Source organism: Neisseria sp. HMSC064E01 (genome assembly GCF_001808875.1).
Taxonomy (GTDB): Bacteria; Pseudomonadota; Gammaproteobacteria; order Burkholderiales; family Neisseriaceae; genus Neisseria; species Neisseria sicca_A.
Genome location: NZ_KV794940.1, coordinates 52514 through 78043 on the forward strand (window position 1 = coordinate 52514; position 25530 = coordinate 78043).

Genomic DNA, 25530 nt, shown 5'->3' on the forward strand with positions numbered 1-25530 from the left:
TTTATACGGGGCGAACAAGTAATTTACCTTGAAAACAGGATTTTTTGCTTTGATAAAAAGCAGATAAAGCCCAAAGACCGAATTATCCGCATGAGCATCAATATAAAAATAAAGCCTGCCTTCCCGTATAAAAATTCAGACGACCTACGGTCAACGGCAGGTCGTCTGAAAACACTTATTTCGCCTCGCGGTATTCCGCGTCCGCTTTTTCAAAACGTTCTTGGATTTCACGAGACGGCTCTTTGTCGGTCAGTGAAACCAGAACAGCGATAATCAAGCAGGCGATGAAGCCGGGGACGATTTCGTACATAGTCCAAATACCGGTTTCATGTGCAGCCAAAGCAGGTTTTTTAACCCACTCCACCCATGCCACCACAGTCAGCGCACCGGCAATCATTCCCGACAAAGCACCGTATGCCGTAATGCGTTTCCACAATACCGACAGAATCACAATCGGACCGAACGCCGCGCCGAAACCTGCCCACGCATAAGACACCAAGCTCAAAACTTTGCTCTTAGGGTCGGACGCAATCAGAATCGAGATAATGGCAATCGCCAATACCATCAGACGACCAATCCACACCAATTCTGACTGCGGCGCATTTTTGCGCAAAAAGCCTTTGTAGAAGTCTTCCGTAATCGCGCTGGAGCAAACCAGAAGCTGGCAAGACAAAGTGGACATGACCGCCGCCAAAATCGCGCTCAAAATAATGCCTGCAATCCAAGGGTTGAACAATAAAGTAGAAAGCGCGATGAAGATACGTTCGTGGTTGCCGTGCATGGAAGCGGTTTGGTCAGGATTGGCACCAAAATACGCAATGCCGAAATAACCGACCGCTACTGCGCCTGCCAGACACAACACCATCCAAGTCATACCGATGCGGCGTGCGGATACGAGCGATTTCGCGCTCTCAGCCGCCATAAAGCGCGCCAAAATGTGCGGCTGACCGAAATAGCCCAAGCCCCATGCGGCGGTGGAAATAATGCCGATAACGGTCGTACCGGCAAGCAGGCTGTCGTATTCCTTGCCCGTACCTGCGGCAACGCTTTGAATCGCGGCAGACATTTGATCCGCACCGCCCAAGCCCAAATACACCATTACCGGCGTCAAAATCAGCGCAAAAATCATCAAAGAAGCTTGCAGCGTATCCGTCCAGCTTACCGCCAAGAAACCGCCCAAGAAGGTATAAGCAATGGTCGCGCCCGCGCCTAACCACATGGCTTGGGTGTAAGTCATGCCTTCAAACAGGCTTTGGAACAAAGTTGCACCGGCCACAATGCCCGAGGCGCAATAAATCGTGAAGAAAAACAGAATAATTAATGCGGAAACTACTTTCATCAAATGTCCGCCCGCTCCAAAGCGGTGGAAGAAATAATCCGGCAGCGTCAGCGCATTATTGGCATATTCGGTATGCACACGCAGACGGCCCGCCACCAAAAGCCAGTTGAAATACGCGCCGATCACCAAACCGATGGCAATCCAAGCCTCATTCAAACCGCTTAAATAAATCGCGCCGGGCAGACCCATCAAAAGCCAGCCCGACATATCGGACGCACCCGCCGACATCGCCGTAACGAACGGGCCCAAGCTTCGGCCGCCCAAAATATAATCATCGAAATTGCGCGTGGAGAAATACGCGGCCAGACCAATCAAGAGAACAGCAACCAGATAGATTGCAAAAGTGATATACATGGGATTCATGTACTATTCCTCATCTAAAACTTCAAAATCACGGGCTGATGAAATTGCAGGCAATCCACGCCCAAACATTTTTCTAATTAAAATACAGCGGAAATTTCTATTTTTTTGCAGCTTATTGAAAATAAATTATTTATTAATTCAAATGGATATGTAATTAAGGCATATGAAATTGTAAATAATCCGTTTGAGCATACCTGAAAACAGAAGGCTTGCAAAGCTTGTGATGACCGTTGCTCGCCGGTTTTACTCAAATATTTTTCAAACCATATTAAAAACATTAGTTTACAAATTATCTTGAAAATATTGCATTTAAATAGGCTTGAAACTATCTTTCTGAAACGTTTGGAAGCAGTCGCAGATTGCATGTAGTCAGACAACAATTTGAATAGATGGGATATGGTTTGGTAGTCGGGGATGCAAGGCAAAAGGTCGTCTGAAAATTTCAGACGACCTCTTGGCAAACTGTTGGGTATGGATAAAGAGCGGAATCGCTTTTATCTTGGCTCTTGAGAATATTACATTATCTTTATTGGATTTCTCTATATTATTCCGCGTTGTTTCACTATACTTACGCTTTATTTTGATAACTTTGATAACAAAGGCTTTTTATGAACCATTTGGGTTTCCCCATTGAAACCGTCGCCGTTTTCGTGATTTTGTCTGTGGGTGCGATTGCCATCGATTTATTCGCCCATAGGGACAACAAACCGATGTCGCTGAAAAGTGCCGCGATATGGTCGCTGTTTTGGGTATTGATATCGATTTTGTTCGGCGCATTTTTATGGGTTCATCACGGCAGTGAAGCCGCCAGCCTGTTCTTTACCGGCTATGCTTTGGAAAAAGTATTGTCCGTAGATAATCTGTTTTTAATGATGGCGGTTTTTGCTTGGTTTAAAGTGCCTGAGGGCCTGCGCCACCGCGTTTTGTACTGGGGGATTATCGGTGCGATTATTTTCCGCATGATTTTTGTCGCCATCGGTGCCGGACTGTTGGCATTGGGACCGATTGTGGAAGTGGTTTTTGCCGTCATTGTCGGCTATACCGCCGTTATGATGCTGCGGCGGGATGAAGAGGAGGGCGAAGAAGATGCCGATTATTCCGAACATTTGGCATATCGTGCAGTCCATCGCTTTTTCCCTGTGTTTCCCCGTCTTTACGGCAGCCATTTTTTCTTAAAAGGCGAGGAGTTGAAAAAAGCGCATGAGCAATATCCCGAGGTGCGGCTTGAGCCGGCGGGCGAAGACCTCAAGCATCCTGAAAATAACCATCCTCAGAAAATGCGTAAAGGTCAGTTGGTCGCAACGCCGCTGTTTTTATGTTTGGCAGTGATTGAGTTGTCGGACGTGATGTTTGCGTTTGACAGCGTACCTGCGGTGATTGCCGTATCTAAAGAACCGTTGATTGTTTACAGCGCCATGATGTTTGCCATTTTGGGTTTGCGTACGCTTTATTTCGTATTGGAAGCGTTGAAGGGCTATTTGGTCCACTTGGAAAAAGCAGTGGTCGTGTTACTGTTCTTTATCGCGGTCAAACTGGGCTTGTCGGCAAGCAACCATATGTTCCATCACGGATGGGACATTTCGCCTAATGTGTCTTTGCTGGTTGTATTGGTTGTACTGACTTGCGGGATTGCCGCTTCCTTCATTTTTCCTGATAAGAAAAATAAAGGTAAAGCCGATTCGGAATCAGCTTAGTGCAATGAAACCAAATAGCAGGATTTACCGCCTTTAAAATACACTTCAGGCAGCCGGAATTTCATTTCTCGGCTGCCTGAAGTGTATTAGTGCTTTATGCTTCCATTCGTTCTTCGCACTTCATTCTTGCATCAATCCAAGTATCACCGCCCGGCTGTACGATTTTTGAAACCAGTTTATCCAAGTCGTTTAGATAGTTGGTTGCATTCGGACTGTTAATCACCACCACCACGATCATGGGTTTGTCTCCCAACCAATATCCGGCGAGTGCGCGTACGTCTTTGAGCGTTCCCGTTTTCAGGCGCAGGGCGGGACCTGCCTGTTTGAGGCGGTATTTCAGTGTGCCATCTTGACCAGCGATGGGTAAGGTGTCGATGAAGTCTTGTTTGAACGGGCTGAAATAGGCTTTTTCCAGCATTTGCGCGAGCATATTGGCGCTGACGCGTTCGCGGCGGGATAAACCGGAGCCGTTTTCCAAGACCAAGTTTTCCGTATCCACGCCCGCGGTGGCCAATTCACGTTTTACGGCTGAAGAGGCTTGCTGCAAAGCAGAGTTGCCGGAATGTTCGCCGCCCAATTTCAAAAATACGGAGCGTGCAATCAGATTATTCGAATATTTGTTCATGTCCGTCAAAATGGCAGACATGGGTTTGGATTGGTGTACCGCCAGCGTTTTGGCATGAGGCGGCACGGATGCGGTCTTGATGCCGTCGGTAATTTCTCCGCCTGAGTAACGCCATTGGTTGATAAAGCTTTTTTGCACAAATTCACGCATGTTCAACATGTTGACGTACATTTCATTGCCCAAACACGATTCCGGAACTTTGCCGGAAACATGCAATACGCCGCCTTTGTAGTTTGCGCGCATATGGTTTTGCAAGGCTTTGCAGGATGCATTTGATGGTGTGACGTTGATTTTGTTGTCGATTTTAATATCGGGAAGGGGCGGGTTGGTCACAAGATCCACATCGCCCATATCATTGCGTTCCGGTTTGACCGATACGACTTTGTAAGCCAGCATATGCGGGTCGGGCGGCGTCATAAATAGAGAGCCGACATCGGATTCGAAATCGCTCGGATTTTGAATATCTCCCCATAAATGGCGGTCGAGTACCAAGCCGCCGGTGATTTTGCGTATGCCTTTATCGCGCAATTGCTGCTGCATCCCGACCAAGCCTTCTTGGTCGAAAACAGGGTCTCCGCTGCCAACCCAGTAAATATCGCCTTGCAAGGTGTCGCCTTGAATCGTGCCGTCGCTTTTGAATTGTGTCGTCCAGCGGTAATCGCCGCCCAAAGCTTTAAATGCGGCAAACGCTGTAACCAGCTTCATGGTCGATGCGGGGTTGACCGGCACATTCGAACGGTGGTCGACCAAGACGTTTCCGCTGTCCAATTCTTGAACATACACAGAAATTTCGTCTTGAGGGATGCGGCCGAAATCGATGGCAAATGCCGGCAAAGAGAGGATGGACAGCCATAAAAGAGCGGCTGTTTGTCTTAACTTCATGATAGTTCTGAAAAACACATAAAGCATAATTATAAAGCAAGGTCGTCTGAAAAACGAGGATGGCTGCCTGACGGATGAAAAAGTTGTTCCTTATGGATAAAATGTGTCGCTATTTCGTTCCGTGCAGACAATCGGCGCTTAGGGCGAACTATGATAAAATCTGTTTTTAAAACAATATATAGTGGATTAACTTTAAACCAGGACAAGGCGACGAAGCCGCAGACAGTACAGATAGTACGGAAAGGCGAGGCAGCGCCGTACTGGTTTAAAGTTAATCCACTATAAAAGGAATACATTATGCGACTGCTCCATACAATGTTGCGCGTTGGCAACCTCGAAAAATCTTTGGACTTCTATCAAAATGTTTTAGGTATGTCTTTGCTGCGGCGCCACGATTATCCCGAAGGACGTTTTACTTTGGCGTTTGTCGGTTATGGTAATGAGGCTGAAAATACCGTACTGGAATTGACGCACAACTGGGATACGGAAAGCTACGATATCGGCAACGCTTACGGTCATATCGCGGTAGAAGTGGATGACGCGTATGAAGCTTGCGAACGGGTCAGACAAAAAGGCGGCAAAGTCGTGCGCGAGGCAGGACCGATGATGCACGGCACGACCGTTATCGCTTTTGTCGAAGATCCTGACGGTTATAAAATCGAATTTATCCAAAAAAACAGCGGCAATGATTCAGTGAAATACTGATTTTCCAATCGTCTGATAAAAGGTCGTCTGAAAACCTGATTGCGAAGGGTTTTCAGACGACCTTTTGGTTTTAATAATCTTGATTTATGCCACAGGCGGCATTTGGGCGGCGGTTTCTTGCGTCCATGCTTGGGTTTCGGCGAAAGCGGGGCGGGCGAGATGTTTGGCGGCGTAGCGTTGCAATACGTCGGTTTCATCGGCGGGCAACACTTTCCAATTTTGCGTTAAGTGCAGAATCAGTGCGGAGCAGTACAAATCCATCGCGGTAAAGCTGTTGCCGACGATGTAGTCGTGGTTTTTCAAGTGTTCGCGCAATGTGTTCCATGCGGTATCGAAATCGCCGTAACCGATTTGGCGGCGGCACTCGGGTGTATCGACCGGCAGGTTGTGCAGTTTGTTGAAGCCTGCGTATTCGAGGTGCATCAATATGCACATCCAGCGGTAGTATTCGCCGCGTTCCACCGTACCTGCGGCGGGGATGAGGTGTTTGTCGGGGAACTGTTCTGCCAAAAAGGTAATGATGGCGGTCGATTCGGTCAGTACGGCATCACCAAATTTGAGCGCGGGGACTTGCCCTTGTGGGTTGATGGCGAGATATTCAGCGGATTTCATTTGCGTGCCGAACTGAATGGGTACGACGGTGTATTCCGCGCCGCATTCTTTGAGCATCCATACGACGTATCTGCCGCGTGAAAGGGGATGGGTGTAGAGCGTGATGTTTTGCATGTTTTATCCTTTACACGATGAATGGTTTGACGAAACCAGCGCAGCGGGTTTTCAGACGACCTCATCAATAGGCAATGCTTTTTGCTGCTTCGTTCAAACCGTTTTCCAAAGATTCCAGCATGGCAGTATAGCCGTCGCCTTGTTGCGGAGTAGTGATGTCAAACGGTTTGTTGCGTCCGTCCGGCCACAGGGCATAGCCGCTGACGGTAGTCTGCCCCTGATAGCTGCCTTGGAAGGCTTCAACATAGATTTTCAGGGTTTGGCTGCTTTGGCTGCGTGAGGCGGGAACGAAAGTATGGCGCGGGTTGAGGCGGTTGAGTTTGTTGCTGAAGTTCGCCGCCAACGCGCCGTCAAGCGGCGCCGCCCAAAGGTGGTTTTTCGCCAGATTCACATGATACGCGTCGGTTTGGTAAACAAGGCCGCCGTTGGCAAGCGGCTCGGCAAGGTTGACTTTGACCGCTATTTCACTGCCTTGCGCCACCGGTCGGATGTATTGGCTGTCGGGCAGAACGAAATATTGCGGGCTTTGCGTAGTGCCGCAGGCGGCAAGCGTCAGGGCGGCGGCAATCGGGAAGAGGCGCATTATCGGCTTCCTTTCGGGATGGGGTCTTTGCTGCTGCTGTTAAAAATCAGCGCGTTGGGTTTTTCTTTCAAAGTATTAATGACGGGCTGTACGTCTCTGAGGGTTCTATCCAAGCTTTGCAGGGTATTTTGCACGTCGCCGTAGATGGGCGATTGCGGCGATACGCCTTGCAGGGTTTGACGCAATTCTTTCAGGGTTTGGTTCAGCTCGTTCGGAATGTTTTGCGTTTGCGGTTTGCCGATCAGTTTGTCAATGGAGCTTAGGGCGGCATTGGCAGATTTAAGGGTGGATTTGAGTTCAGCGAGCGAGCCGTTCAACCCGGCAACGGTTTTATCCAACGGCAGATTGTTGAATTTCTCTAACAAATCCGCCACTTTCGCCTGCAAATCGTCCAAACCGCCGCCTTGCGTGGCAATGACGGTATCGCCTGCGTAAACGGTGTGCGGTCGCAGCTTGGGCGAAGACGAAGGCTGATCGTTCAATTCAATCATTTTGCTGCCGGTCAGCAGGTTGTTGCTGGAGATGGTGGCGGTCAGACCTTTGCCCAAAGCCGCTTGGAATTGTTGTTTCCAATGTTCTTTGCTTTGTTCGTCGGCATTGATTTCCATGCGCGACGGCTCGATGCGGATGCGCACGGGAATCCAGCCGTTTTCAAACAGATGCAGGCTGTCGTTGCGGTCGAAATAGGGAACGTCGGAAACCACGCCGACATTCAGCCCTTTATATTCGACGGGCGAACCGGCGGTCAGACCGCGCACGGACTGTTTGAAAAACGCGGTGTAGTACAGCGAACGGTTATCGGGCAGGTTTGCCACTTCGCTGCGGCTATCGTAAAGCGTGAAACTGTCTTCGCTCTTCACATTTTTGCTGTTTTTGGTTTTCGGCGAATCAAACGAAATCGCACCGGAAAGCAACGCGGGTAGGGGAGCGGAATTGAGTTTCACGCCGCTGCCTGTGGTTTCAATATTGATGCCGCTCTCCAGCCAAAAGCGGCTTTCCGAATTAATCAATTTGTCGTTCGGACTTTGGATGAAGATGGTGTAATGCACGGTTTGGTCGGCAGGTTCGAAATGCGCGCTTTCTACCTGTCCGACCATAAAGTTTTCATAAAGCACGGGGCTGCTGACGTTGAGGATTTTGTCGTTTTGACCGACCAGCTTCAGGCGCAGACCGCTTTGTCCGATGGCTGCAATCGGCGGAATGTCCTGTACTTCAAATACGTCCTTCGTTTCATTGCTTTTGCCGGGCGTAAACGCGATATACGAGCCGGACAGGAGCGTACTCAAACCGGTTACGCCGCTTTGGTCGATACGCGGTTTCACCACCCAAAACTGCGTATCGCTGCGGATGAGGTCTTTCGCATCGGCGTTAAGCTGGGCGGTGACTTCCACGCCTTTTTGATCGTCGCGCAGCTTGATGCGGGTAACGTGTCCGACATCGACGTTCAACACTTTAATCACCGTGTTGTTGACCTCAATGCCTTCCGCGCTGTCCATCAAAAGCGTGACGACCGGACCTCGGTTGCGGATGTCTTTCACCAGCAGCCAGCCGCCTGCAATCAGCGCAATCAGCGGAATCAGCCACACGATAGACGTGAAGACATTGGTTTTTTTGACACGCGCAGGTGCGCGATGTGTTTGAGAAGAATCGTGTTTTTTCATTGTTTCTGGTTATCGTCGGAATCGGGGTCGTCTGAAAGCTGCTGGTGTCTGTCCCAAATCAGGCGGGGGTCGAAATAATAGGCAGACAGCATGGTCAATACCACCACCAGGCAGAAATAAACCGCCGCCCCGCCGGGGACGACGCGCGCCATGTTGGTGTGGAACGAGCTCATCAAAATAATAATCACAAAAATATCAATCATCGACCAGCGGCCGATGGATTCGGTAATCCGGTAAAGCACCGACATTTTTGGTGCGCTCATCGGCGGTTTGAAATAAGCGGATGCAATCAAAACCGCCATCGCGATAATCTTCAATACCGGCACCAAAATACTCGCGCTGAAAATAATCACCGCAATCAGCCTGTCGCCGTCGTTCCACATATACACAATGCCGTTGAAAATCGTATTGACCTCCAGCGCGGTAGGGTTCGACGAAATCATAATCGGCAGAATATTCGCAGGGAAATACAGGATAAACGCCGCAATCAAAAACGCCAGCGAAATGCTCAGGCTTTTCGGGCGGCGGCGGTACAAATCCGCACCGCAGACCTCACAAGGCTGCTCGTCTTTATCACGGAAATACAGGCATCGGCTGCAACAGGTTTTGTCGTCGGATGCCGTTTGCACCGCATCCCCGCCCGTCAGTCTGTGGATTTTATAATAAACCCAATGCTGAGGAATCGAGACTGAAGTCCGAATCAGCATGACCGACAGCGCAAACATCAAATAAAACGCCGAACCGAATTCTACCGCCGCCACAGACGAGAGCTTGATATACGCCACCAAAGTGGAAATAAAAAACACATCCACCATAATCGCATGGCGCAGCCTGACCAAAACCCGCGTCGCAAACCTCAACGCAGGATAAGCCCGCTCGCGCACCAGTGCCGTATAAACATAGAGGCAAAGCAGTAAAAACAATACCGGTGCGCCAAAAGTGAGGACGAACATCACTTCCGCCAGAAAACCGTAATCCTGATAAATCAAAAGCCGCATCATTTCCGGCAGCGACAGGACTGATGTTACGCCGAAGAGTTCCACGCGGATATAAACCATGCTGTACGCAAACGCCATCAAAATCAGCGAAGTCGTCGCGTAAGCCAGCGGCGCAACATAAGGATTGTTTTCCACCTCGACCACTTCATGATTGCACACCGGACAATGCGCCTCCTGCCCCTGCCGCAGGCGCGGAATATCCATGCGGTTGCCGCAGTCCGGGCAATCCACCGTATGCGCCGGCAGCGATGCGTCGGGCAGGTAGGATTTATAACGCCACCAGCGCGTATAGCTAGGAATCGGTTTCATGGAGGAGGGAAGAGGTCAAAGAGGCAGGTATTATAAAGGAAAACATAGGGATAGCCCAAATTGCTTACATATGGGGGAGATAGTGTCTGGAAAATAAATTATGACTATATAAATAGTATCGTTTGTAATTAATAAAGGGTCGTCTGAAACGTTTTCAGACGACCCCTTGTCATATTTGTTGCAAATATGTAGAAACAACAGGTTTATGTAAATAATAGCAAGTTAAATTCTTGCTATTGTAATAGAAATGATATATATTCCTAAATTGTTTTGTAATATGACAATCTTCGTTTGTAAACGAGTCAATGTCGAAGTATCTTAATTTCCATTTCTAGATACAGATTTTTCATCAGTTAATTTTTTATTGATTCGGGGCGGTCTTCATTTGAGGTCGTCTGAAAACCCGCTGTGCGGGTTTTATTAAAACATTCATTGAATTTTGTAGATTATCAAAGGATATTCACATGAACGAAACACAAGAGCTGACTTTTGCCAAACGTCTGAAAGAGCAAACCACCACCGTTCATGATAGCGTGGACAACTTGGTTATGTCTGTCGAGCCGTTTACCAATAAAGAGAACTACATTAAATTTTTGAAACTGCAATCCGTGTTCCACAAAGCGGTTGATCATATCTATAAAGACCCCGAGTTGAACAAAGCCATTCCTGAGCTGGAATACATGGCGCGTTACGATGCGGTAACGCAAGACTTGGCGGATTTGGGTGACAAACCTTACGAATACGGGAACCCGCTGCCGCATGAAACCGGCAATAAAGCCATCGGTTGGCTGTATTGCGCCGAAGGTTCCAATTTGGGCGCAGCATTTTTGTTTAAACACGCGCAAAAGCTGGATTACAACGGTGAACACGGCGCGCGCCACCTCGCCCCTCATCCGAACGGCCGCGGCAAACATTGGCGTGCTTTTGTCGAGCATCTGAATGCTTTGGGTTTAAGCCCTGAAGCTGAAGCCGAAGCGATTCAAGGTGCAAAAGATGCATTTGCGTTCTACAAAGTCGTGTTGCGTGAAACCTTTGGTCTGCCTGAAGGTGCGGAAGCTCCGGAAGGCTTTGTTCCGCACCGTCATTAATGGTTTGACGATATAAGTAGAGGTCGTCTGAAACACATCTGTATACGCGGATTCATAAATTCTGTTTTCAGACGACCTTCATGCTGATGTAAGTTTAGTACCGTTTGGTTATCCGCATTTGCGGTAGATTTTAATTGGTTTGATGTAAATAATTATCAAATATTTTATCATCATTCCAAAATGCCATTATCACATTCAGGAGTTTGACCATGAAGGAATCATTTAAATTAAGTATGTTGGCGATTGCTTGCAGCATCGCATTGAGTGCATGCGGCTCAAGCGGTGGTGGCACGCCTTCTGCACAGCCTGCACCGACCCCGCAACAGCCGGGCAATAATTCCGGCTCGGGCGGAGGAAGCGATTCAAAACAAACTGAAGAAGCCAAAAAAGCTGAAGAAGCCAAAAAAGCTGAAGAAGCTAAGAAAGCTGAAGAGGCCAAGAAAGCTGAGGAAGCTAAGAAAGCCAATGAGGCCAATTCAGGTCAAGGTTTTGGCGGTGAAGGCAAAGTAATGGGCAAGGCTTTGGATGGCGGTGTCTTGGTAGCGAAAAAGCGTGAAACCGGCGATTTGGAATATGCCAAAACCGAAGCTCCGACTGCTTCGGATAAAAACAGCGTCGTACTTGATGGTGTCGCCATTAATACCAAAGACGTTAAAGCAGGTGAGTTCACGTTGGGCGAAAGAAGTACGAACGGCGGTAAAGCCGATGCAGCACAATATGCGGTACACAGCGGCGACCTGCTGCCTGACGTTCGTTACGGCGGTGTTGCCGATGTAACCAACCTGCGTGATTTCAAACAAGCTTTATTTGTACAAGGTGCGCCGTCTGGTAGCGAAACCGTTGCCGCTCTAAAAGGTGAAGCTACTTATAAAGGTATCGGTTTGCATTTTGCAAACGGATTGCCGGTCAATACCAGCTTGTTAAACGAGCTTCCTGATACAAGCTCTGCATCTAAATTGGAAAACCTGTATCCTGCCGCCAGAGCAACCGATGTTACCGCAAAAGTCAATTTCGACCAAAAAACCATCAATGTCGGTATCAACCGCTATTCCGATCAAACGGTTGGCGGTGGTAGCGGTGGCAATAGGATTGCAGGTGTCGTCAAATCCAATGCGCGCGATATGGCGGAAAATCTGTCTTTCAATGGCGATTTGCACGGCAACACCTTCTCCAACAAGCAAGGTACGATGCAAGGCGGATTCTTTGGCGCGAAGGCAGACCAACTTGCCGGTACATATAGTGCGGCAGGCAAAAACCAACGTGATGAAGACGTAGTGGCGCGCGGTGTGTTTGGTGCAAAACGCCAAGATGCAGCTCAAGCAGGCGGACAGCCTGATGCGCCGGTTGTCAAACCTGATGCGCCTGTAACTCAGCCTAAAGTTGACGCTGCCGCAACCGAATTGAAAAAAGGCGAAACAGGCGAGCAATACTTCTTATCGAATATCGCCGATTTGACCAAAGTCGTCATCAACGGTACGGCAATCGCTTTGGCACCTGTTACCAACAAGCTCTATCAAACTGAATTGGGTTCGGACTACAAGTCGTTTGTTGCTTCAGGCAATTTGAGCAATGTTGTCTTCGGTGCGGCAAAACTTGCCGATAATGCCTACTCCTTGTTTGTTCAGGGTGAAATGAGTGCTTCTTTGCCGTCCGGTACAGCTAAATACGCCGGCGATGTGTTGAATTTCCGTGCCCGCAACTTGGATAATAAGGAAAACTGGGTGGGTGATACAGGAGGCTACCGTACTGCCGGTTCGTTTACCGCAGATGTTAACTTCGATACCAAAACCATCGCAGGTAAAATCAATAGTGGTGACAGATGGTTCATGAATGAACGAGCCTTTACTGCAGATATTGCAGGCAGCAGCTTTAATGGTAAATGGGATTCCGGTGTGCAAGGTTCTATCTCCGGCGGATTCTACGGCGATAAAGCTGCCGAAATGGCGGGACGATACAGTTACAATGAAAAACCAGGTGATAATGGCTCTTCAAGTAACAATGCCTTCGGTGTATTCGGCGGTAAAAAACAATAACCGTCTGTTTAAGCTGAAAACAAACCGCCTGAAAGGGCGGTTTGTTTTTGAGTGAATAGGATTTTTAGATGACCTGAAACTTTTAGAGTAAGTTTGGGGAAAGGGGATGCAGGATGTTTTCAAAACAGGGAAGAGGTCGTCTGAAAACAACCATACCCATTCTGTTGTAAAAAATTCTTTCTGCATAGACATTTCATCCCTAATTTGCTTCACTTGTCCGAACTCAATATAAATTCCGTCCTATATCCGCTATAATCGCAAATCGATTATCCAATGTATAAGACAGGAAAATTCATGTCCCAAAGCCGTTTCAACCAAACCGGCCCCAAAATCGGTCTGAGCGTGCGCCTTGCGGAAACGCAGGCGGAAATTGAAGCAGCACAACGCTTGCGTTATCAGGTATTCGCCCAAGAACTGGGTGCAGAAATCGAAAGCGACGACGGTCGCGATGTCGATCCTTACGACGAACATTGCCACCACCTTTTGGCTTTTGACGACGCAACCGGAGACGTCATCGGCTGCTACCGCCTGATTACCGAAGAAACCGCCAAAAAAGTCGGCGGCTGGTATAGTGAACACGAATTTGACTTGTCCCCTTTGAAAGACATTTTGCCGCAAACCGTCGAACTAGGTCGCGCCTGCACCCATCCCGACTACCGCAACGGCGGTTTGGTCATGCTTTTGTGGTCGGGTTTGGTCAAATTCATGAAAGACGAAAACCTGCGCTTCATGATAGGCTGCGGCAGCATTGATATGCACGACGGTGGCAGCGATGCGGCAGGTCTGTATCATGCCTTGAAATCCAAATACCTTGCGCCCGAAAAATGGTGCGTCAAGCCGCTCAATCCGCTCAAATGGGACGAAATTACCCCGTCGGACAAACCGGACGTCCCGCCGCTGATTAAAGGCTACCTCAATGCGGGCGCATGGTTCTGCGGCGAGCCTTGCGTCGATGAAGCGTTCAACTGCGCCGACGTGCTCATCATGATGGACATCACCCGCCTGGCAGACCGTTACCTCCAACGTTTCGCCCCTAAACCATAAAGACTAAAAGGTCGTCTGAAAACCTTTTCAGACGACCTCAACTATTGTGAAATCAGCAAATAATTGATTTTTAGCGGTTTCACCCTATACCAAGATTGTACACACCACAACCTTATGATTGCCAAACTACGTTTTACCTTCCGCCTGCTCTGCATCGGCATCTGCCTGCTTTACGGCATGGCGGAAATGTTCTTCCTGTTTCCCTTTTACAGCAAACGGCGCAAACTGCGCGCCATCCAAATCTGGTCGCTGCGCGTCCTCGCTTCATGCGGCATGAAGCTGGAAACCTTCGGCACGCTGCCTCAGGAAGGGCAGGCGCAGTTGTTAATCAGCAACCATATCTCTTGGTTAGACATCATGGCAGTCAACGGCGCATTTCCGGGTCGATTTGTGGCGAAAGACGATGTCGCCAGATGGCCGGTGGTCGGCTATCTCGCCACGCAGGCGCAGACCGTTTACGTTTCACGCAATAAAGGCACCAAAGGCAATACCGCTAAAATCGCCACGGTAACCGAAGCCCTCAAAAACGGCGATACCGTAACCATTTTCCCGGAAGGGACGAGTACGGAAGGTTATGAAATCCTCCCGTTTAAGCCCAGCTTTTTCCAAACTGCCTACGATGCAGGTGTTCCCATTATCCCCATGCTCTGCCGCTACCCCAATCCCGACGGCACCAGTCCGAACCTTCAGGCGGCTTATGTGGGCGATACCAGCTTATGGCAATCCATCTGCATGATTATCAGCCAGCCTTCCAGTAAAGTGGAGCTGCATTTCCTGGAGCCAGTTCCTGCCAAAGAAGACCGCTATGAAACGGCGCAGGAAGTACACGGCATCTTGAGCCGGAAATTGAAAGAATTGGGCTGAAGAGGCAAAACAAACAAAAGGTCGTCTGAAAAACAGGGAAACCGGTTTTCAGACGACCTTTTATCACTTGTGGGAAGCAAGTGGAAAAAATAAAGCTGCTGATTATTTCACCTAAGCATAAGGAGAGGCGGCACTGTCCTGCTTCCATTCAAATCCGCCCTAAAAATCGAGATATAGTGTATTAACTTTAAACCAGTACGGCGTTGCCTCGCCTTGCCGTACTATTTGTACTGTCTGCGGCTTCGTCGCTTTGTTCTGATTTAAATTTAATCCACTATACATCAGAAAAGCAAATAATCCGAGTTTGCCATCATTTTTAGGATTTTAGATTTTACTAAAAATTTATTTATAAACAAAAGGATATGCGCTTTTTGTGGAATTGTTAGATACAATCGAGTATAATTTTGCGATTGTTTTATTCTGCAATTTCAGGCAATGGATTGTCTGGGATGCTTATAGGAGCCAAATACCATGATGATATTATATTCAGGCATTACATGCCCGTTCAGCCAACGCTGTCGCTTCGTCCTGTACGAAAAAGGCATGGATTTTGAAATCAAAGACGTTGATATTTTCAATAAGCCCGAAGATCTTGCCGTAATGAATCCGTATAACCAAGTCCCCGTTTTGGTTGAACGTGATTTGATCCTCTATGAATCCAATATCATCAATGAATACATAGACGAACGTTTCCCCCATCCGCAACTGATGCCCGGCGACCCCGTCATGCGCGGCCGCGGACGATTGGTTTTGTTCCGCATGGAGAAAGAGCTGTTCAGCTTAGTACATGTATTGGAAAACCCGAATTCCACCAATAAAGAAATGGCGAAAGCGCGCGAAGCTATCGGCAACGGTCTGACCATGCTCGCGCCTGCGTTCACCAAAAATAAATACATTCTCGGCGATGATTTCTCAATGATTGACGTGGCGCTGTCTCCGTTACTATGGCGTCTCGACCATTACGACATCAAACTCGGCAAATCTGCCGCGCCATTGCTGAAATACGCCGAACGTATCTTCCAACGCGAAGCCTTCATCGAAGCCATGACCCCCGCTGAGAAGGCAATGCGCCGTTAAAGGCCGAAAGGATTCATCATGACGACATCTACCAAGCCTTATCTGATTCGCGCTTTGTACGAATGGTGTACGGACAACAATCAAACGCCGCACATTGTCGCATGGGTAAACGAACATACCCGCGTCCCCATGCAGTATGTTCGCGAAAACGAGATTGTCCTCAATATCGGACCGACTGCCAGCCATAATTTGAATATCGACAACGATTGGATCAGCTTCTCGGCTCGGTTTGGCGGCGTAGCGCACGATATTTGGATTCCGGTCGGACACGTTGTCAGCCTGTTTGCCCGAGAAAGCGGCGAAGGCATGGGATTCGAAGTCGAACCTTATGAACCTTCCGATAAAGAACAACCGAAACAGGAAACTGAAAACAAACAAGAAACCGATGCGCCGGCAAAATCCGGCAAGGTGTTGAAGTTTGTGAAATAGGTTGGAAATGTAAAAGGTCGTCTGAAATTAAGTTTTCAGACGACCTTTTTGTGTTCATTGTGAAAGGGGAGGAGTATTTTAAAGGCGTACTCTAGTTGAGCAAGTTTATGCTTTCAGACGACCCCTCAGAGATTGCAGGTAAACATTGATTTAATCCGATATAATTTATTCCATTCAAAAGCTTTCTATCCGATAGGAGAACCTCATGTACCGTCCCACTGTCCGCTTTACATTGGGAGAAGCCGCTGCCACTACGCCTTATCAAAGCAAAGTTGGCGGCAAACCTTACCTGCCAAAAAATGCTGAATACCCGTATCACGCCGAGAAAAAGCATCCGTTGACCTTAGTGGCGCAAATCAACTTTGCCGAAGTGCCGCTGTTGCCTGGGTTCCCTGAACGCGGCATCTTGCAAGTTTTTGTTGATGGGCTGGATTACGGTTTAGGCTACGACTTTGAAAACCTGTCGGAACAAACCGGTTGGCGTATCATGTACTATCCCGAACTGTTGCCCGAGAGCGAATTGCAAACCGATTTTTCCGCTTATCAGGCAACCGATTCTGAATGTCTGCCGTTTTCCGGCGAGTTTCCGCTGATTTTCCAAGCGGCAAGCGAAGAAGAGGAAGATGAAGATTTCAATAAATTTCAAGGGCATAAAATCGGCGGTTCTCCGATTTTTCTTCAGGGCGACCCGTTTATTGAGTATGACGAAAAAGCCGATTTTGACGATCCAGCTACCATCACTTATTCCGACTGGCGCAAATACATTCTGCTGTTGCAATTAGACACTGATATCAATGAAAAAGACCACTGTACCGGAAAACTGATGTGGGGCGATTCTGGTGTAGCGAATTTCTTCATTACGCCCGAAGATTTGGCTAAACGCGATTTCAGCCGTGTGGCATTTGTGTTTGATTGTTGCTGAATGTCCAATCAATCAAGTTTTGTGACGTTCCCAAACGAAAAGGTCGTCTGAAATTAAGTTTTCAGACGACCTTTTTAGTGTGTCAAACCGCTGTTAGGAAACAACTTCGCCTTGGGCGCGTTGTTTGTCGATGCTGCGGTTGATGTGCCATTGTTGGGCGATGGTCAGGAGGTTGTTGACTACCCAGTAAAGTACCAAACCGGCAGGGAAGAAGAAGAACATGGCTGAGAAAACCAGTGGCATGACTTTCATCATTTTTGCCTGCATCGGGTCGGTTGGCGGCGGGTTGAGGAATGTTTGGGCAAACATCGTTACTGCCATAATCACGGGTAGGATGTAGTAGGGGTCGGAGCGGCTAAGGTCGGTAATCCAGCCCAGCCAAGGTGCCTGACGCAGTTCTACGGAGGCAAACAACGCCCAGTACAAGCCGATGAAGACGGGGATTTGCAACAACATAGGCAGACAGCCGCCCAGCGGGTTGATTTTTTCGTCTTTGTAAAGCTGCATCATGGCTTGCTGTTGCGCCATACGGTCGTCGCCGTATTTTTCTTTGATGGCTTGCAGTTTGGGCGCGGCAGCGCGCATTTTTGCCATCGAGCGGTAGGATGCGTTGGTCAGCGGGTAGAGTACAGCTTTGACGATGATGGTCAAAACGACGATTGCCCAGCCCCAGTTGCCGATAATGTTGTGCAGTTGGTTCAGGAGCCAGAAGAGGGGGGAGGCGAACCAGTGTACTTTGCCGTAGTCTTTTGCCAGTTGCAGGTTGTCAGCGATATTGGCGATAACGGATGTGGTCTGCGGGCCGGCGTAGAGGTTGATGGAGGCTTCGGATTTCGCGCCGTTTTGGATGGCGGCAAGGGGAACGCTGACGCTGGTGCTGTAGAGGTTGTCGTTTCGGCGTTTGATGTCGATACGGCAGTCGCCAGCGGCGCAAACGCTTTGTCCGCCTTTAGGCTGGAGGATCCAGGTGGACATGAAGTGGTGTTCAATCATGCCGAGCCAGCCGGTTTGGGTTTTGCGGGCGTATTCGGCTTCGTTTTTGCCTGATTTGGCATCGTCGTCCAAGTCGGAGAAGCTGACTTTTTGGAATTTGTCTTCAGGAGTGTAAACGACGGGGCCGACGAAAGAGCGGGTAAAGTAGCCTTGACCTTCAGGTTCGCTGTGGTCGCGTACGATGCGGTAGTCCGCGCTCAGGTTGGCGGGCTTGCCGCTGGTGTTGGTGATGTCGAAACGGACGTTGACGAGGTAACTGTCTTTGGTGAAAGTATAGACTTTGTCGATTTTCAGTCCGTTTGTTTCAGGCGCGCTCAGGCGGACTTCGACTTTGTCGCCGTTGAGGCTGTATTCTTTTTGCGCTGCAGTAAAGTTGACGCCTTTGAGGATGTTGTTGCCTTGTGCATCCAAAAGCTCGGACTGGGCAACGTAGGTGTATTCTTTGCTGTCGTTAAACAGGGTGAATGCTTTGTTTTCGTCGCCATTTGCTTTGTATTTGAGCAGTGTCATTTGACGCAGGTCGCCGCTTTTTTCGTCGATGACGGCTTTGACCGTGTCGGTCGTTACGGTAATCGGCGTTGCGGGGGCGAGTGCGGCTTCAGCGGCAGCGGTTGCGGCGGTTTGCTGCTGTTGCTGCGCGGCTTGTTGTGCCGGATTGGGTTTGGGGCTGGGGAAGAAATGTTCCCAGCCTACAAGGATTGCCAGCGAGATAATACAAGCTAACATTATTCTTTTAAAATCCATAAGAGATTCCTGGAATTGACGGGTATGTAATGGAGATGAAAACTGCTTCAGACGGCATTATATAGAAACCGACGGGAAATTAAAGGAAATCAAGTTATCCGAATGATTTGGATTACGGGACGGGGTCATGTCCGTGTCCGCCGAAAGGGTGGCAGCGGGCGATGCGTTTGAGAGCAAGCCAGCCGCCTTTGAATGCACCGTATTTTTTGACTGCCTCGACCGCATATTGCGAACAGGTCGGGGTATAGCGGCAGCGCGGCGGTATCAGCGGGCTGATGGCGTATTGGTAAAAACGGATCAGCGCGAGGATGAATTTGGACAACAGGGTGTTCATCAGCGTTTGCGCATGAGTTGCGCCAATTGGTTTCGGGCTTCGGCAGCGTTTTGCCGGTTGAATGCCAGTCGGACGCGTACGACGAAATCATGTGGCGGCAGGCTGTTTTTGTTCAGTCTGAACCAGTCGCGGATGACGCGCTTCATATAGTTGCGCTCATGTGCGCGTTTCGCTGTTTTTTTGCTGACGACCAAGCCGAGCCGCGGATGGTTCAATCCGTTGTCGGCAGATTGGGAGACTTGCAGCAAATCGCGGCTGCGCCGGTTTTTGAACGCAAAAACGGATGAAAAATCATCCGTTTTTAATAAGCGGTACTGCTTTCCGAAGCGGTAGTCCAAAATTACACTGCCAAGCGTTTGCGGCCTTTGGCGCGACGGGCTGCCAATACTGCGCGACCACCGCGGGTTTTGGAGCGAACCAGGAAGCCGTGGGTGCGTTTGCGTTTGGTAACGGAAGGTTGATAAGTGCGTTTCATGATGTTTCCTAAAAAATCGGTAGATAAATAAACCGTGAATTACACTCTAATTTTCATCTTTTGTCAATCTCGGTTGAGTAAATGGATATGGCGCGCGGGGTGGTTTGGTTTGCGGATTTGCGTGGCGCTTTGTGGATAAAATTTCCGGCGGGTTGTGGATAAAGTTGGTCGGAGTGGGTATAATCGGCAATTCCTGTCCCTTTGCTGGGCAATAGGTCGTCTGAAAATGTTGATATGGATTTATCGTGATGATTTTCCGAAAATAATTTAATTGTATTTTCAGACGACGTTCGGTTTGGCGGATAGGGTTTGTGCGGTATTTGCGACACTTTTCCCGTCGGGCTGAAACCGCATTTTCAAAGGCTGCAATTTCCGACGGTTTCTCTCCGTTTCTTTCCAACGATTTCCACGACTCGAGCTTATTCATGACGCTAGCAGAATTTTGGCCGCAGTGCCTCCGCCGACTTCACGATATTTTGCCTGCCGGGCAGTTCGCGCAATGGATTGCGCCCTTGACCGTGGGCGAGGAAAACGGCGTGTGGGTGGTTTACGGTAAAAACCAGTTTGCCTGCAATATGCTCAAAAGCCAGTTTGCCGCCAAAATCGAAGTGGTGCGTGCGGAATTGGCTCCGCAGCAGGCGGCTTTTGCGTTTAAGGCGGGCGTGGGGCAGCATTATGAAATGTCGGAAAATATAGGTGGAGTGGCGTCCGAACACGCTGCGTTGACGGAAGAAATACCGAAAACTGACGCGCAAGAATCTTTTTCGGATGAGACGTCGTCTGAAAACGCAGACAAACCCTCCGTTGCGAAAACGGCGGCGGATATTTTGGCGCAGCGCATGAAAAATCTGCCGCACGAGAGCAAACAGCCTGCCGCCGCGCCCGCAGAATCCAAAGTCGTTGCCAAAGCCAAAACGGAAGCGCAGCGCGATGCGGAAGAAGCGCGTTACGAGCAGACCAATCTGTCTCGCGACTACACATTCGATACCTTGGTGGAAGGTAAGGGTAACCGCCTTGCCGCCGCCGCCGCCCAAGCCATTGCGGAGAATCCGGGGCAGGGCTATAACCCGTTTTTCCTGTACGGCAGCACCGGTTTGGGTAAAACCCACTTGGTGCAGGCCATCGGCAACGAACTGCTGAAAAACCGCCCTGACGCCAAAGTGCGCTATATGCATTCAGACGACTATATCCGCAGCTTTATGAAGGCGGTGCGCAACAATACTTACGATGTGTTCAAGCAGCAATACAAACAATACGACCTGCTGATTATCGATGACATCCAGTTCATCAAAGGCAAAGACCGTACGATGGAAGAATTCTTCTATCTGTACAACCATTTTCACAACGAGAAAAAACAGCTCATCCTCACTTGCGACGTATTGCCTGCCAAAATCGAAGGCATGGACGACCGTCTCAAATCGCGTTTCTCATGGGGTTTGACTTTAGAACTCGAGCCGCCCGAGTTGGAAATGCGCGTGGCGATTTTGCAGAAAAAGGCAGAAGCGGCAGGCATCAGCATTGAAGACGAGGCCGCATTGTTTGTCGCCAACCTGATTCGTTCCAACGTGCGCGAACTGGAAGGCGCGTTCAACCGCGTCAGTGCCAGCAGCCGCTTTATGAACCGCCCCGTCATCGACATGGATTTGGCGCGCACGGCTTTGCAGGACATCATCGCCGAAAAACACAAAATCATTACTGCCGACACCATTATCGACGCGACTGCCAAATACTACCGTATTAAAATCAGCGATATACTCGGCAAAAAACGCACGCGCAACATTGCCCGTCCGCGTCAGGTCGCCATGAGCCTGACCAAAGAACTGACCACCCTCAGCTTGCCGTCCATCGGTGATGCGTTCGGCGGACGCGACCACACGACCGTCATGCACGGCGTGAAAGCGGTAGCAAAACTGCGCGAAGAAGATCCCGAGTTGGCGCAAGATTACGAAAAACTCCTGATTCTGATTCAAAACTGAGTCAGAACCGTCTTTCAGACGACCCCTCTCTTAAAAGGTCGTCTGAAAACACAAATACACTTTGATTTTAACGGCGGCGAATCAACTATCTCGTCCGCCGAACCCGATTCAAAAACACCCGAAATAACCGATTCAAAAGGAATTGACCATGCTGATTTTACAAGCCGACCGCGACAGTCTGCTCAAGCCGCTGCAAGCCGTTACCGGTATCGTCGAACGCCGCCATACCCTGCCCATCCTCTCCAACGTCCTGCTCGAAAGCAAAGACGGTCAAACCAAACTCTTGGCGACCGACTTGGAAATCCAAATCAACACGGCCGGCCCGGAAAGTCAGGCGGGTGATTTCCGCATTACCACCAATGCCAAAAAATTCCAAGACATCCTGCGCGCCTTGCCCGACAGCGCCATCGTTTCGCTCGACTGGGCGGACAACCGTCTGACCCTGCGTGCAGGCAAATCACGCTTCGCCCTGCAAACCCTGCCTGCCGAAGATTTCCCGCTGATGAGCGTCGGCGAAGACATCAGCGCAGCGTTTTCCCTGTCGCAGGAGACTTTCAAAACCATGCTTTCGCAAGTCCAATACAGCATGGCAGTGCAAGACATCCGCTACTACCTCAACGGCTTGCTGATGCAGGTTGAAGGCAACCAACTACGCCTCGTCGCCACCGACGGCCACCGCCTTGCCTACGCCGCCAGCCAAATCGAAGCCGAATTGCCCAAAACCGAAGTCATCCTGCCGCGTAAAACCGTTTTGGAACTCTTCAAGCTGCTGAACAACCCGTCCGAACCCATCAGCGTCGAGTTACTCAACAACCAAGTGCGCTTCCAATGCAACGGCACAACCATCGTCAGCAAAGTCATCGACGGCAAATTCCCCGATTTCAACCGCGTCATCCCGCTGGACAACGACAAAATCTTCCTCGTTTCCCGTACCCAACTTTTGGGCGCGTTGGAACGTGCCGCCATCCTTGCCAACGAAAAATTCCGCGGCGCGCGCCTGTTCCTGCAACCCGGCCTCTTGAGCGTCGTGTGCAGCAACAACGAGCAGGAAGAAGCCCGCGAAGAACTCGAAATCGCCTACCAAGGCGGCGAACTCGAAGTCGGCTTCAATATCGGCTATCTGATGGACGTATTGCGCAACATCCATTCCGACGATATGCAGCTTGCTTTCGGTGATGCCAACCGTTCGACCTTGTTTACCGTGCCGAACAACCCGAACTTCAAATACATCGTAATGCCGATGCGCATCTGATGCGGCGGTTGTTTTGAAATGAATAAAAAGGTCGTCTGAATAATTGGAAAGTTTAAGGTTATGAATTTTTTTAGAAAAACTATCTTTTTTCTGGTTGTTTTATCGATCTTGGCTGCCTGCGGTTCGTTCGTCTCGCAATATGTTTTGGGAATGGACCCTTGCGTTTTGTGTATTTTGCAGCGCTTGTCGGTTTTAGCGGTCGGATTGGTGGCTTTGGTAGCGGCCTTTTCCCGTCAGGCTTCTAAGGTTGGCAGACTGTTCAGCGCCTTGTTGGTCAGTGTGCCGGCGGTGTATGGCGCGGGTGTTGCTGCATATCAATTGTGGTTGCAAAGCCTGCCGCCGGGTAGTGCGCCGTCTTGTGGCGCGCCGTGGACTTTCCGTTTAAAAGACTGGCCGCTGTTTGACTGGTTTGAACCGATTGTGCGCGGCTTTGGCGATTGTGCCGTGCCGGACTATCTGCTGGGCATTGCCTTGCCATACTGGAGCATCGCCTATTTCGGTTTTGTCATTGTATTGGTGTGGTTTGCTTGGTTTAAAACCAAATAACTTTAAAGATGAAAAGGTCGTCTGAAAACCGAAAATATGGTTTTCAGACGACCTTTGTTGTATTTGGTAACTATATGTTCCCGTTGTATAATCACGGGTTTTCAATTCAATAATAAACATACAGGAACCGCCATGACAGAATCCATCACCCGCGACAGTATGCAGTACGATGTCGTGATTGTCGGCGCAGGCCCATCGGGTTTGTCCGCCGCCATCAAACTCAAGCAGCTTGCCGAAAAAAACGGGCGCGAAATCAGCGTTTGCGTGGTGGAGAAGGGTTCGGAGGCGGGTGCGCATTCGCTGGCGGGCGCGGTTATTGATCCGGTTGCGCTGAATGAGCTGATTCCCGACTGGAAAGAAAAAGGCGCGCCGCTGACGCGCGCGGTAACGCAGGACAAAGTGTTGTTCCTGACTGAGAAAAAGGCGTTCAATCTGCCCGTTACCCCCAATTTCGACAATCACGGCAACTACATCGTCAGCTTGGGCGAAGTCGTGCGTTGGTTGGCGGAGCAGGCGGAAAATATGGGCGTGGAAATCTATCCGGGCTTTGCTGCCGCCGAAGTGCTGTATCACGAAGACGGTTCGGTCAAAGGCATTGCAACCGGCAATATGGGCGTGGGTAAAGACGGCGAGCCGACCGACAGTTTCCAGCCCGGCATGGAGCTTTGGGCGCAGCAAACCCTGTTTGCCGAAGGTTGCCGCGGTTCGCTTTCCAAACAAGTCATCGAACGTTTCCAACTCGACCAAAACAGCCAGCCGCAAACTTACGGCTTGGGCATCAAAGAGATTTGGGAAGTGTCGTCTGAAAAACATCAGCCCGGTTTGGTTATACACAGCGCGGGCTGGCCGCTGGACAGCAAAACCTACGGCGGCGCGTTTGTTTACCATTTCGACGACAACAAAGTCGCCGTCGGTTTCGTAGTCGGTTTGGATTATAAAAATCCTTATCTGTCGCCGTTTGAAGAGTTCCAACGCTTCAAAACCCATCCCGAAATCCGCAAAACCTTCGAAGGCGGCCGCCGTATCGCTTACGGCGCGCGTTCACTGATTGAAGGCGGTCTGCAAAGCCTGCCGAAGCTCTCGTTCAAAGGCGGCGTTTTAATCGGCGATGCGGCGGGTTTCCTCAATATGCCGCGCATCAAAGGCATTCATACCGCGATGAAATCCGCCATGCTCGCCGCAGAAGCCGTGTTCCCCTTGTTGGAAAACCTTGAAGAAGCGGAGGGTTTCGACAGCGGCAAAGAAGCGGCGGATTATCAGCAACGTTTCGAACAAAGCTGGCTGTATCAAGAGCTTTACGCCGCGCGTAACGTCCGTCCGTCATTCAAATGGGGCGTTTACCTCGGCTCAATCTATACCGGCATCGACCAAATGATTTTCAGAGGCAAAGCTCCGTGGACCTTGAAACATCACGGCAAAGACAACGAGCAACTCAAAAAAGCCGCCGCGTGCAAGCCGATTGATTATCCGAAACCCGACGGCGTGTTGACCTTCGACCGCTTAAGCAGCGTCTTCCTCGCTAATCTTGCGCACGAAGAAAACCAGCCCGACCATTTGGTGCTGAAAAATCCGCAAACGATGATAGACGTGAACTACAAGGAATACGCCTCGCCTGAAACGCGCTATTGTCCGGCGGGTGTGTACGAAATCGTTGAAGAAAACGGCAGTCCGCACCTGCAAATCAACGCCGCCAACTGTGTTCATTGCAAAACGTGCGACATCAAAGACCCGACGCAAAACATCACTTGGATTTGCCCCGAAGGTGCAAGCGGGCCGAATTACGGCGGGATGTAGGTTTCGGCAACGGCAGCTTTGGCTGAATTAGACAAGCATTCGCCGCGCCGGATAAAGAAAGGTCGTCTGAAAAT

General features: G+C 49.7%; 24 protein-coding genes and 2 pseudogenes. 14 read left to right on the forward strand and 12 right to left on the reverse strand.

What is annotated here, in order from left to right; all coding sequences use genetic code 11:
* Window positions 1-175: 175 nt before the first annotated feature.
* Window positions 176-1702: a sodium/proline symporter PutP gene (gene putP / locus HMPREF2572_RS07775; RefSeq protein WP_070497469.1), complete on the reverse strand. Its 1527-nt coding sequence runs from the start codon at window positions 1700-1702 to the stop codon at window positions 176-178.
* Between the two features lie 608 nt (window positions 1703-2310).
* Between putP and HMPREF2572_RS07780 the strand changes: the two genes are divergently transcribed.
* A complete protein-coding gene (locus HMPREF2572_RS07780) occupies window positions 2311-3396 on the forward strand; it encodes a TerC/Alx family metal homeostasis membrane protein (protein ID WP_070497471.1) in 1086 nt (361 codons plus the stop codon).
* A 94-nt stretch (window positions 3397-3490) separates the two neighbouring features.
* On the opposite strand, the gene dacB is transcribed toward HMPREF2572_RS07780, so the two are convergent.
* Complete coding sequence (gene dacB / locus HMPREF2572_RS07785; protein ID WP_070497473.1) at window positions 3491-4930, reverse strand: D-alanyl-D-alanine carboxypeptidase/D-alanyl-D-alanine endopeptidase; 1440 nt, start codon at window positions 4928-4930, stop codon at window positions 3491-3493.
* Between the two features lie 135 nt (window positions 4931-5065).
* Here dacB and HMPREF2572_RS14855 point away from each other — a divergent pair.
* A pseudogene (locus HMPREF2572_RS14855) lies at window positions 5066-5185 on the forward strand (IS5/IS1182 family transposase); the annotation flags it as partial.
* Window positions 5186-5200: 15 nt separating this feature from the next.
* Window positions 5201-5608: a lactoylglutathione lyase gene (gene gloA, locus HMPREF2572_RS07790; RefSeq protein WP_003756006.1), complete on the forward strand. Its 408-nt coding sequence runs from the start codon at window positions 5201-5203 to the stop codon at window positions 5606-5608.
* Between the two features lie 84 nt (window positions 5609-5692).
* Here gloA and HMPREF2572_RS07795 read toward each other — a convergent pair whose 3' ends face one another.
* From HMPREF2572_RS07795 to HMPREF2572_RS07810, 4 genes are all read right to left on the reverse strand, one after another.
* Window positions 5693-6334 carry a glutathione S-transferase family protein gene (locus tag HMPREF2572_RS07795; protein ID WP_070497475.1) on the reverse strand — a complete coding sequence of 214 codons (642 nt, stop codon included), beginning with the start codon at window positions 6332-6334 and terminating at the stop codon, window positions 5693-5695.
* Between the two features lie 64 nt (window positions 6335-6398).
* A complete protein-coding gene (locus HMPREF2572_RS07800) occupies window positions 6399-6917 on the reverse strand; it encodes a PqiC family protein (protein WP_070497477.1) in 519 nt (172 codons plus the stop codon).
* On the reverse strand, window positions 6917-8578 hold the full coding sequence (pqiB, locus tag HMPREF2572_RS07805) for an intermembrane transport protein PqiB (RefSeq protein ID WP_070497480.1): 1662 nt from the start codon (window positions 8576-8578) through the stop codon (window positions 6917-6919). The genes HMPREF2572_RS07800 and pqiB overlap by 1 nt, the downstream gene beginning before the upstream one ends.
* Window positions 8575-9885: a paraquat-inducible protein A gene (locus HMPREF2572_RS07810; RefSeq protein ID WP_070497482.1), complete on the reverse strand. Its 1311-nt coding sequence runs from the start codon at window positions 9883-9885 to the stop codon at window positions 8575-8577. The genes pqiB and HMPREF2572_RS07810 overlap by 4 nt, the downstream gene beginning before the upstream one ends.
* Before the next feature lie 464 nt (window positions 9886-10349).
* Here HMPREF2572_RS07810 and HMPREF2572_RS07815 point away from each other — a divergent pair, with 464 nt between their 5' ends.
* From HMPREF2572_RS07815 to HMPREF2572_RS07830, 4 genes are all read left to right on the forward strand, one after another.
* On the forward strand, window positions 10350-10973 hold the full coding sequence (locus HMPREF2572_RS07815; RefSeq protein ID WP_070497484.1) for a biliverdin-producing heme oxygenase: 624 nt from the start codon (window positions 10350-10352) through the stop codon (window positions 10971-10973).
* A gap of 209 nt (window positions 10974-11182) precedes the next feature.
* Window positions 11183-13006 carry a transferrin-binding protein-like solute binding protein gene (locus HMPREF2572_RS07820; RefSeq protein ID WP_070497487.1) on the forward strand — a complete coding sequence of 608 codons (1824 nt, stop codon included), beginning with the start codon at window positions 11183-11185 and terminating at the stop codon, window positions 13004-13006.
* Between the two features lie 294 nt (window positions 13007-13300).
* Window positions 13301-14050: a GNAT family N-acetyltransferase gene (locus HMPREF2572_RS07825; protein WP_070497490.1), complete on the forward strand. Its 750-nt coding sequence runs from the start codon at window positions 13301-13303 to the stop codon at window positions 14048-14050.
* A 114-nt stretch (window positions 14051-14164) separates the two neighbouring features.
* The gene (locus tag HMPREF2572_RS07830; protein ID WP_070497492.1) at window positions 14165-14914 is read left to right on the forward strand and encodes a lysophospholipid acyltransferase family protein; all 750 of its coding nucleotides are present in this window, start codon (window positions 14165-14167) and stop codon (window positions 14912-14914) included.
* A 168-nt stretch (window positions 14915-15082) separates the two neighbouring features.
* Here HMPREF2572_RS07830 and HMPREF2572_RS14860 read toward each other — a convergent pair.
* A pseudogene (locus tag HMPREF2572_RS14860) lies at window positions 15083-15193 on the reverse strand (IS5/IS1182 family transposase); the annotation flags it as partial.
* Window positions 15194-15385: 192 nt separating this feature from the next.
* Between HMPREF2572_RS14860 and HMPREF2572_RS07835 the strand changes: the two are divergent.
* From HMPREF2572_RS07835 to HMPREF2572_RS07845, 3 genes are all read left to right on the forward strand, one after another.
* On the forward strand, window positions 15386-15991 hold the full coding sequence (locus tag HMPREF2572_RS07835) for a glutathione S-transferase N-terminal domain-containing protein (RefSeq protein WP_003762636.1): 606 nt from the start codon (window positions 15386-15388) through the stop codon (window positions 15989-15991).
* 18 nt (window positions 15992-16009) lie between these two features.
* Window positions 16010-16420, forward strand: coding sequence for a ClpXP protease specificity-enhancing factor (locus HMPREF2572_RS07840; protein ID WP_070497494.1), 411 nt, complete (start codon window positions 16010-16012; stop codon window positions 16418-16420).
* Between the two features lie 205 nt (window positions 16421-16625).
* Entirely contained in the window at window positions 16626-17342 is a 717-nt protein-coding gene (locus HMPREF2572_RS07845) for a YwqG family protein (protein ID WP_070497496.1), read from the forward strand.
* A gap of 93 nt (window positions 17343-17435) precedes the next feature.
* On the opposite strand, the gene yidC is transcribed toward HMPREF2572_RS07845, so the two are convergent.
* The 5 genes from yidC to HMPREF2572_RS13505 all read right to left on the reverse strand — a co-directional run bounded on the left by yidC (window position 17436) and on the right by HMPREF2572_RS13505 (window position 20315).
* A complete protein-coding gene (yidC, locus tag HMPREF2572_RS07850) occupies window positions 17436-19079 on the reverse strand; it encodes a membrane protein insertase YidC (RefSeq protein ID WP_070497498.1) in 1644 nt (547 codons plus the stop codon).
* Window positions 19080-19191: 112 nt separating this feature from the next.
* On the reverse strand, window positions 19192-19413 hold the full coding sequence (gene yidD / locus HMPREF2572_RS07855) for a membrane protein insertion efficiency factor YidD (RefSeq protein ID WP_003762642.1): 222 nt from the start codon (window positions 19411-19413) through the stop codon (window positions 19192-19194).
* Window positions 19413-19751, reverse strand: coding sequence for a ribonuclease P protein component (gene rnpA / locus HMPREF2572_RS07860; protein WP_003758090.1), 339 nt, complete (start codon window positions 19749-19751; stop codon window positions 19413-19415). The genes yidD and rnpA overlap by 1 nt, the downstream gene beginning before the upstream one ends.
* A 2-nt stretch (window positions 19752-19753) precedes the next feature.
* On the reverse strand, window positions 19754-19888 hold the full coding sequence (rpmH, locus tag HMPREF2572_RS07865) for a 50S ribosomal protein L34 (RefSeq protein WP_002214728.1): 135 nt from the start codon (window positions 19886-19888) through the stop codon (window positions 19754-19756).
* Between the two features lie 46 nt (window positions 19889-19934).
* A complete protein-coding gene (locus HMPREF2572_RS13505) occupies window positions 19935-20315 on the reverse strand; it encodes a hypothetical protein (protein ID WP_168161782.1) in 381 nt (126 codons plus the stop codon).
* Here HMPREF2572_RS13505 and dnaA point away from each other — a divergent pair.
* From dnaA to HMPREF2572_RS07885, 4 genes are all read left to right on the forward strand, one after another.
* A complete protein-coding gene (dnaA, locus tag HMPREF2572_RS07870; protein ID WP_070497500.1) occupies window positions 20314-21864 on the forward strand; it encodes a chromosomal replication initiator protein DnaA in 1551 nt (516 codons plus the stop codon). The genes HMPREF2572_RS13505 and dnaA overlap by 2 nt on opposite strands.
* 148 nt (window positions 21865-22012) lie before the next feature.
* Complete coding sequence (gene dnaN, locus HMPREF2572_RS07875) at window positions 22013-23116, forward strand: DNA polymerase III subunit beta (protein ID WP_003758101.1); 1104 nt, start codon at window positions 22013-22015, stop codon at window positions 23114-23116.
* A gap of 60 nt (window positions 23117-23176) precedes the next feature.
* Window positions 23177-23662, forward strand: coding sequence for a disulfide bond formation protein B (locus tag HMPREF2572_RS07880; protein WP_070497502.1), 486 nt, complete (start codon window positions 23177-23179; stop codon window positions 23660-23662).
* Window positions 23663-23794: 132 nt separating this feature from the next.
* Window positions 23795-25456: an electron transfer flavoprotein-ubiquinone oxidoreductase gene (locus HMPREF2572_RS07885; protein ID WP_070497504.1), complete on the forward strand. Its 1662-nt coding sequence runs from the start codon at window positions 23795-23797 to the stop codon at window positions 25454-25456.
* Window positions 25457-25530: the final 74 nt, after the last annotated feature.

Bases quoted from the DNA above. Each gene is read 5' to 3' on its own strand.
- rpmH (WP_002214728.1), bottom strand. From the start codon at position 19,888: ATGAAACGCACTTATCAACCTTCCGTTACCAAACGCAAACGCACCCAC.
- pqiB (WP_070497480.1), bottom strand. From the start codon at position 8,578: ATGAAAAAACACGATTCTTCTCAAACACATCGCGCACCTGCGCGTGTC.
- dacB (WP_070497473.1), bottom strand. From the start codon at position 4,930: ATGCTTTATGTGTTTTTCAGAACTATCATGAAGTTAAGACAAACAGCC.
- HMPREF2572_RS07825 (WP_070497490.1), top strand. From the start codon at position 13,301: ATGTCCCAAAGCCGTTTCAACCAAACCGGCCCCAAAATCGGTCTGAGC.
- HMPREF2572_RS07800 (WP_070497477.1), bottom strand. From the start codon at position 6,917: ATGCGCCTCTTCCCGATTGCCGCCGCCCTGACGCTTGCCGCCTGCGGC.
- dnaN (WP_003758101.1), top strand. From the start codon at position 22,013: ATGCTGATTTTACAAGCCGACCGCGACAGTCTGCTCAAGCCGCTGCAA.
- HMPREF2572_RS07815 (WP_070497484.1), top strand. From the start codon at position 10,350: ATGAACGAAACACAAGAGCTGACTTTTGCCAAACGTCTGAAAGAGCAA.
- HMPREF2572_RS07845 (WP_070497496.1), top strand. From the start codon at position 16,626: ATGTACCGTCCCACTGTCCGCTTTACATTGGGAGAAGCCGCTGCCACT.
- putP (WP_070497469.1), bottom strand. From the start codon at position 1,702: ATGAATCCCATGTATATCACTTTTGCAATCTATCTGGTTGCTGTTCTC.
- yidD (WP_003762642.1), bottom strand. From the start codon at position 19,413: ATGAACACCCTGTTGTCCAAATTCATCCTCGCGCTGATCCGTTTTTAC.
- HMPREF2572_RS13505 (WP_168161782.1), bottom strand. From the start codon at position 20,315: ATGAATAAGCTCGAGTCGTGGAAATCGTTGGAAAGAAACGGAGAGAAA.
- HMPREF2572_RS07830 (WP_070497492.1), top strand. From the start codon at position 14,165: ATGATTGCCAAACTACGTTTTACCTTCCGCCTGCTCTGCATCGGCATC.
- HMPREF2572_RS07885 (WP_070497504.1), top strand. From the start codon at position 23,795: ATGACAGAATCCATCACCCGCGACAGTATGCAGTACGATGTCGTGATT.
- HMPREF2572_RS07880 (WP_070497502.1), top strand. From the start codon at position 23,177: ATGAATTTTTTTAGAAAAACTATCTTTTTTCTGGTTGTTTTATCGATC.
- HMPREF2572_RS07820 (WP_070497487.1), top strand. From the start codon at position 11,183: ATGAAGGAATCATTTAAATTAAGTATGTTGGCGATTGCTTGCAGCATC.
- yidC (WP_070497498.1), bottom strand. From the start codon at position 19,079: ATGGATTTTAAAAGAATAATGTTAGCTTGTATTATCTCGCTGGCAATC.
- dnaA (WP_070497500.1), top strand. From the start codon at position 20,314: ATGACGCTAGCAGAATTTTGGCCGCAGTGCCTCCGCCGACTTCACGAT.
- HMPREF2572_RS07795 (WP_070497475.1), bottom strand. From the start codon at position 6,334: ATGCAAAACATCACGCTCTACACCCATCCCCTTTCACGCGGCAGATAC.
- HMPREF2572_RS07810 (WP_070497482.1), bottom strand. From the start codon at position 9,885: ATGAAACCGATTCCTAGCTATACGCGCTGGTGGCGTTATAAATCCTAC.
- HMPREF2572_RS07780 (WP_070497471.1), top strand. From the start codon at position 2,311: ATGAACCATTTGGGTTTCCCCATTGAAACCGTCGCCGTTTTCGTGATT.
- gloA (WP_003756006.1), top strand. From the start codon at position 5,201: ATGCGACTGCTCCATACAATGTTGCGCGTTGGCAACCTCGAAAAATCT.
- HMPREF2572_RS07835 (WP_003762636.1), top strand. From the start codon at position 15,386: ATGATGATATTATATTCAGGCATTACATGCCCGTTCAGCCAACGCTGT.
- HMPREF2572_RS07840 (WP_070497494.1), top strand. From the start codon at position 16,010: ATGACGACATCTACCAAGCCTTATCTGATTCGCGCTTTGTACGAATGG.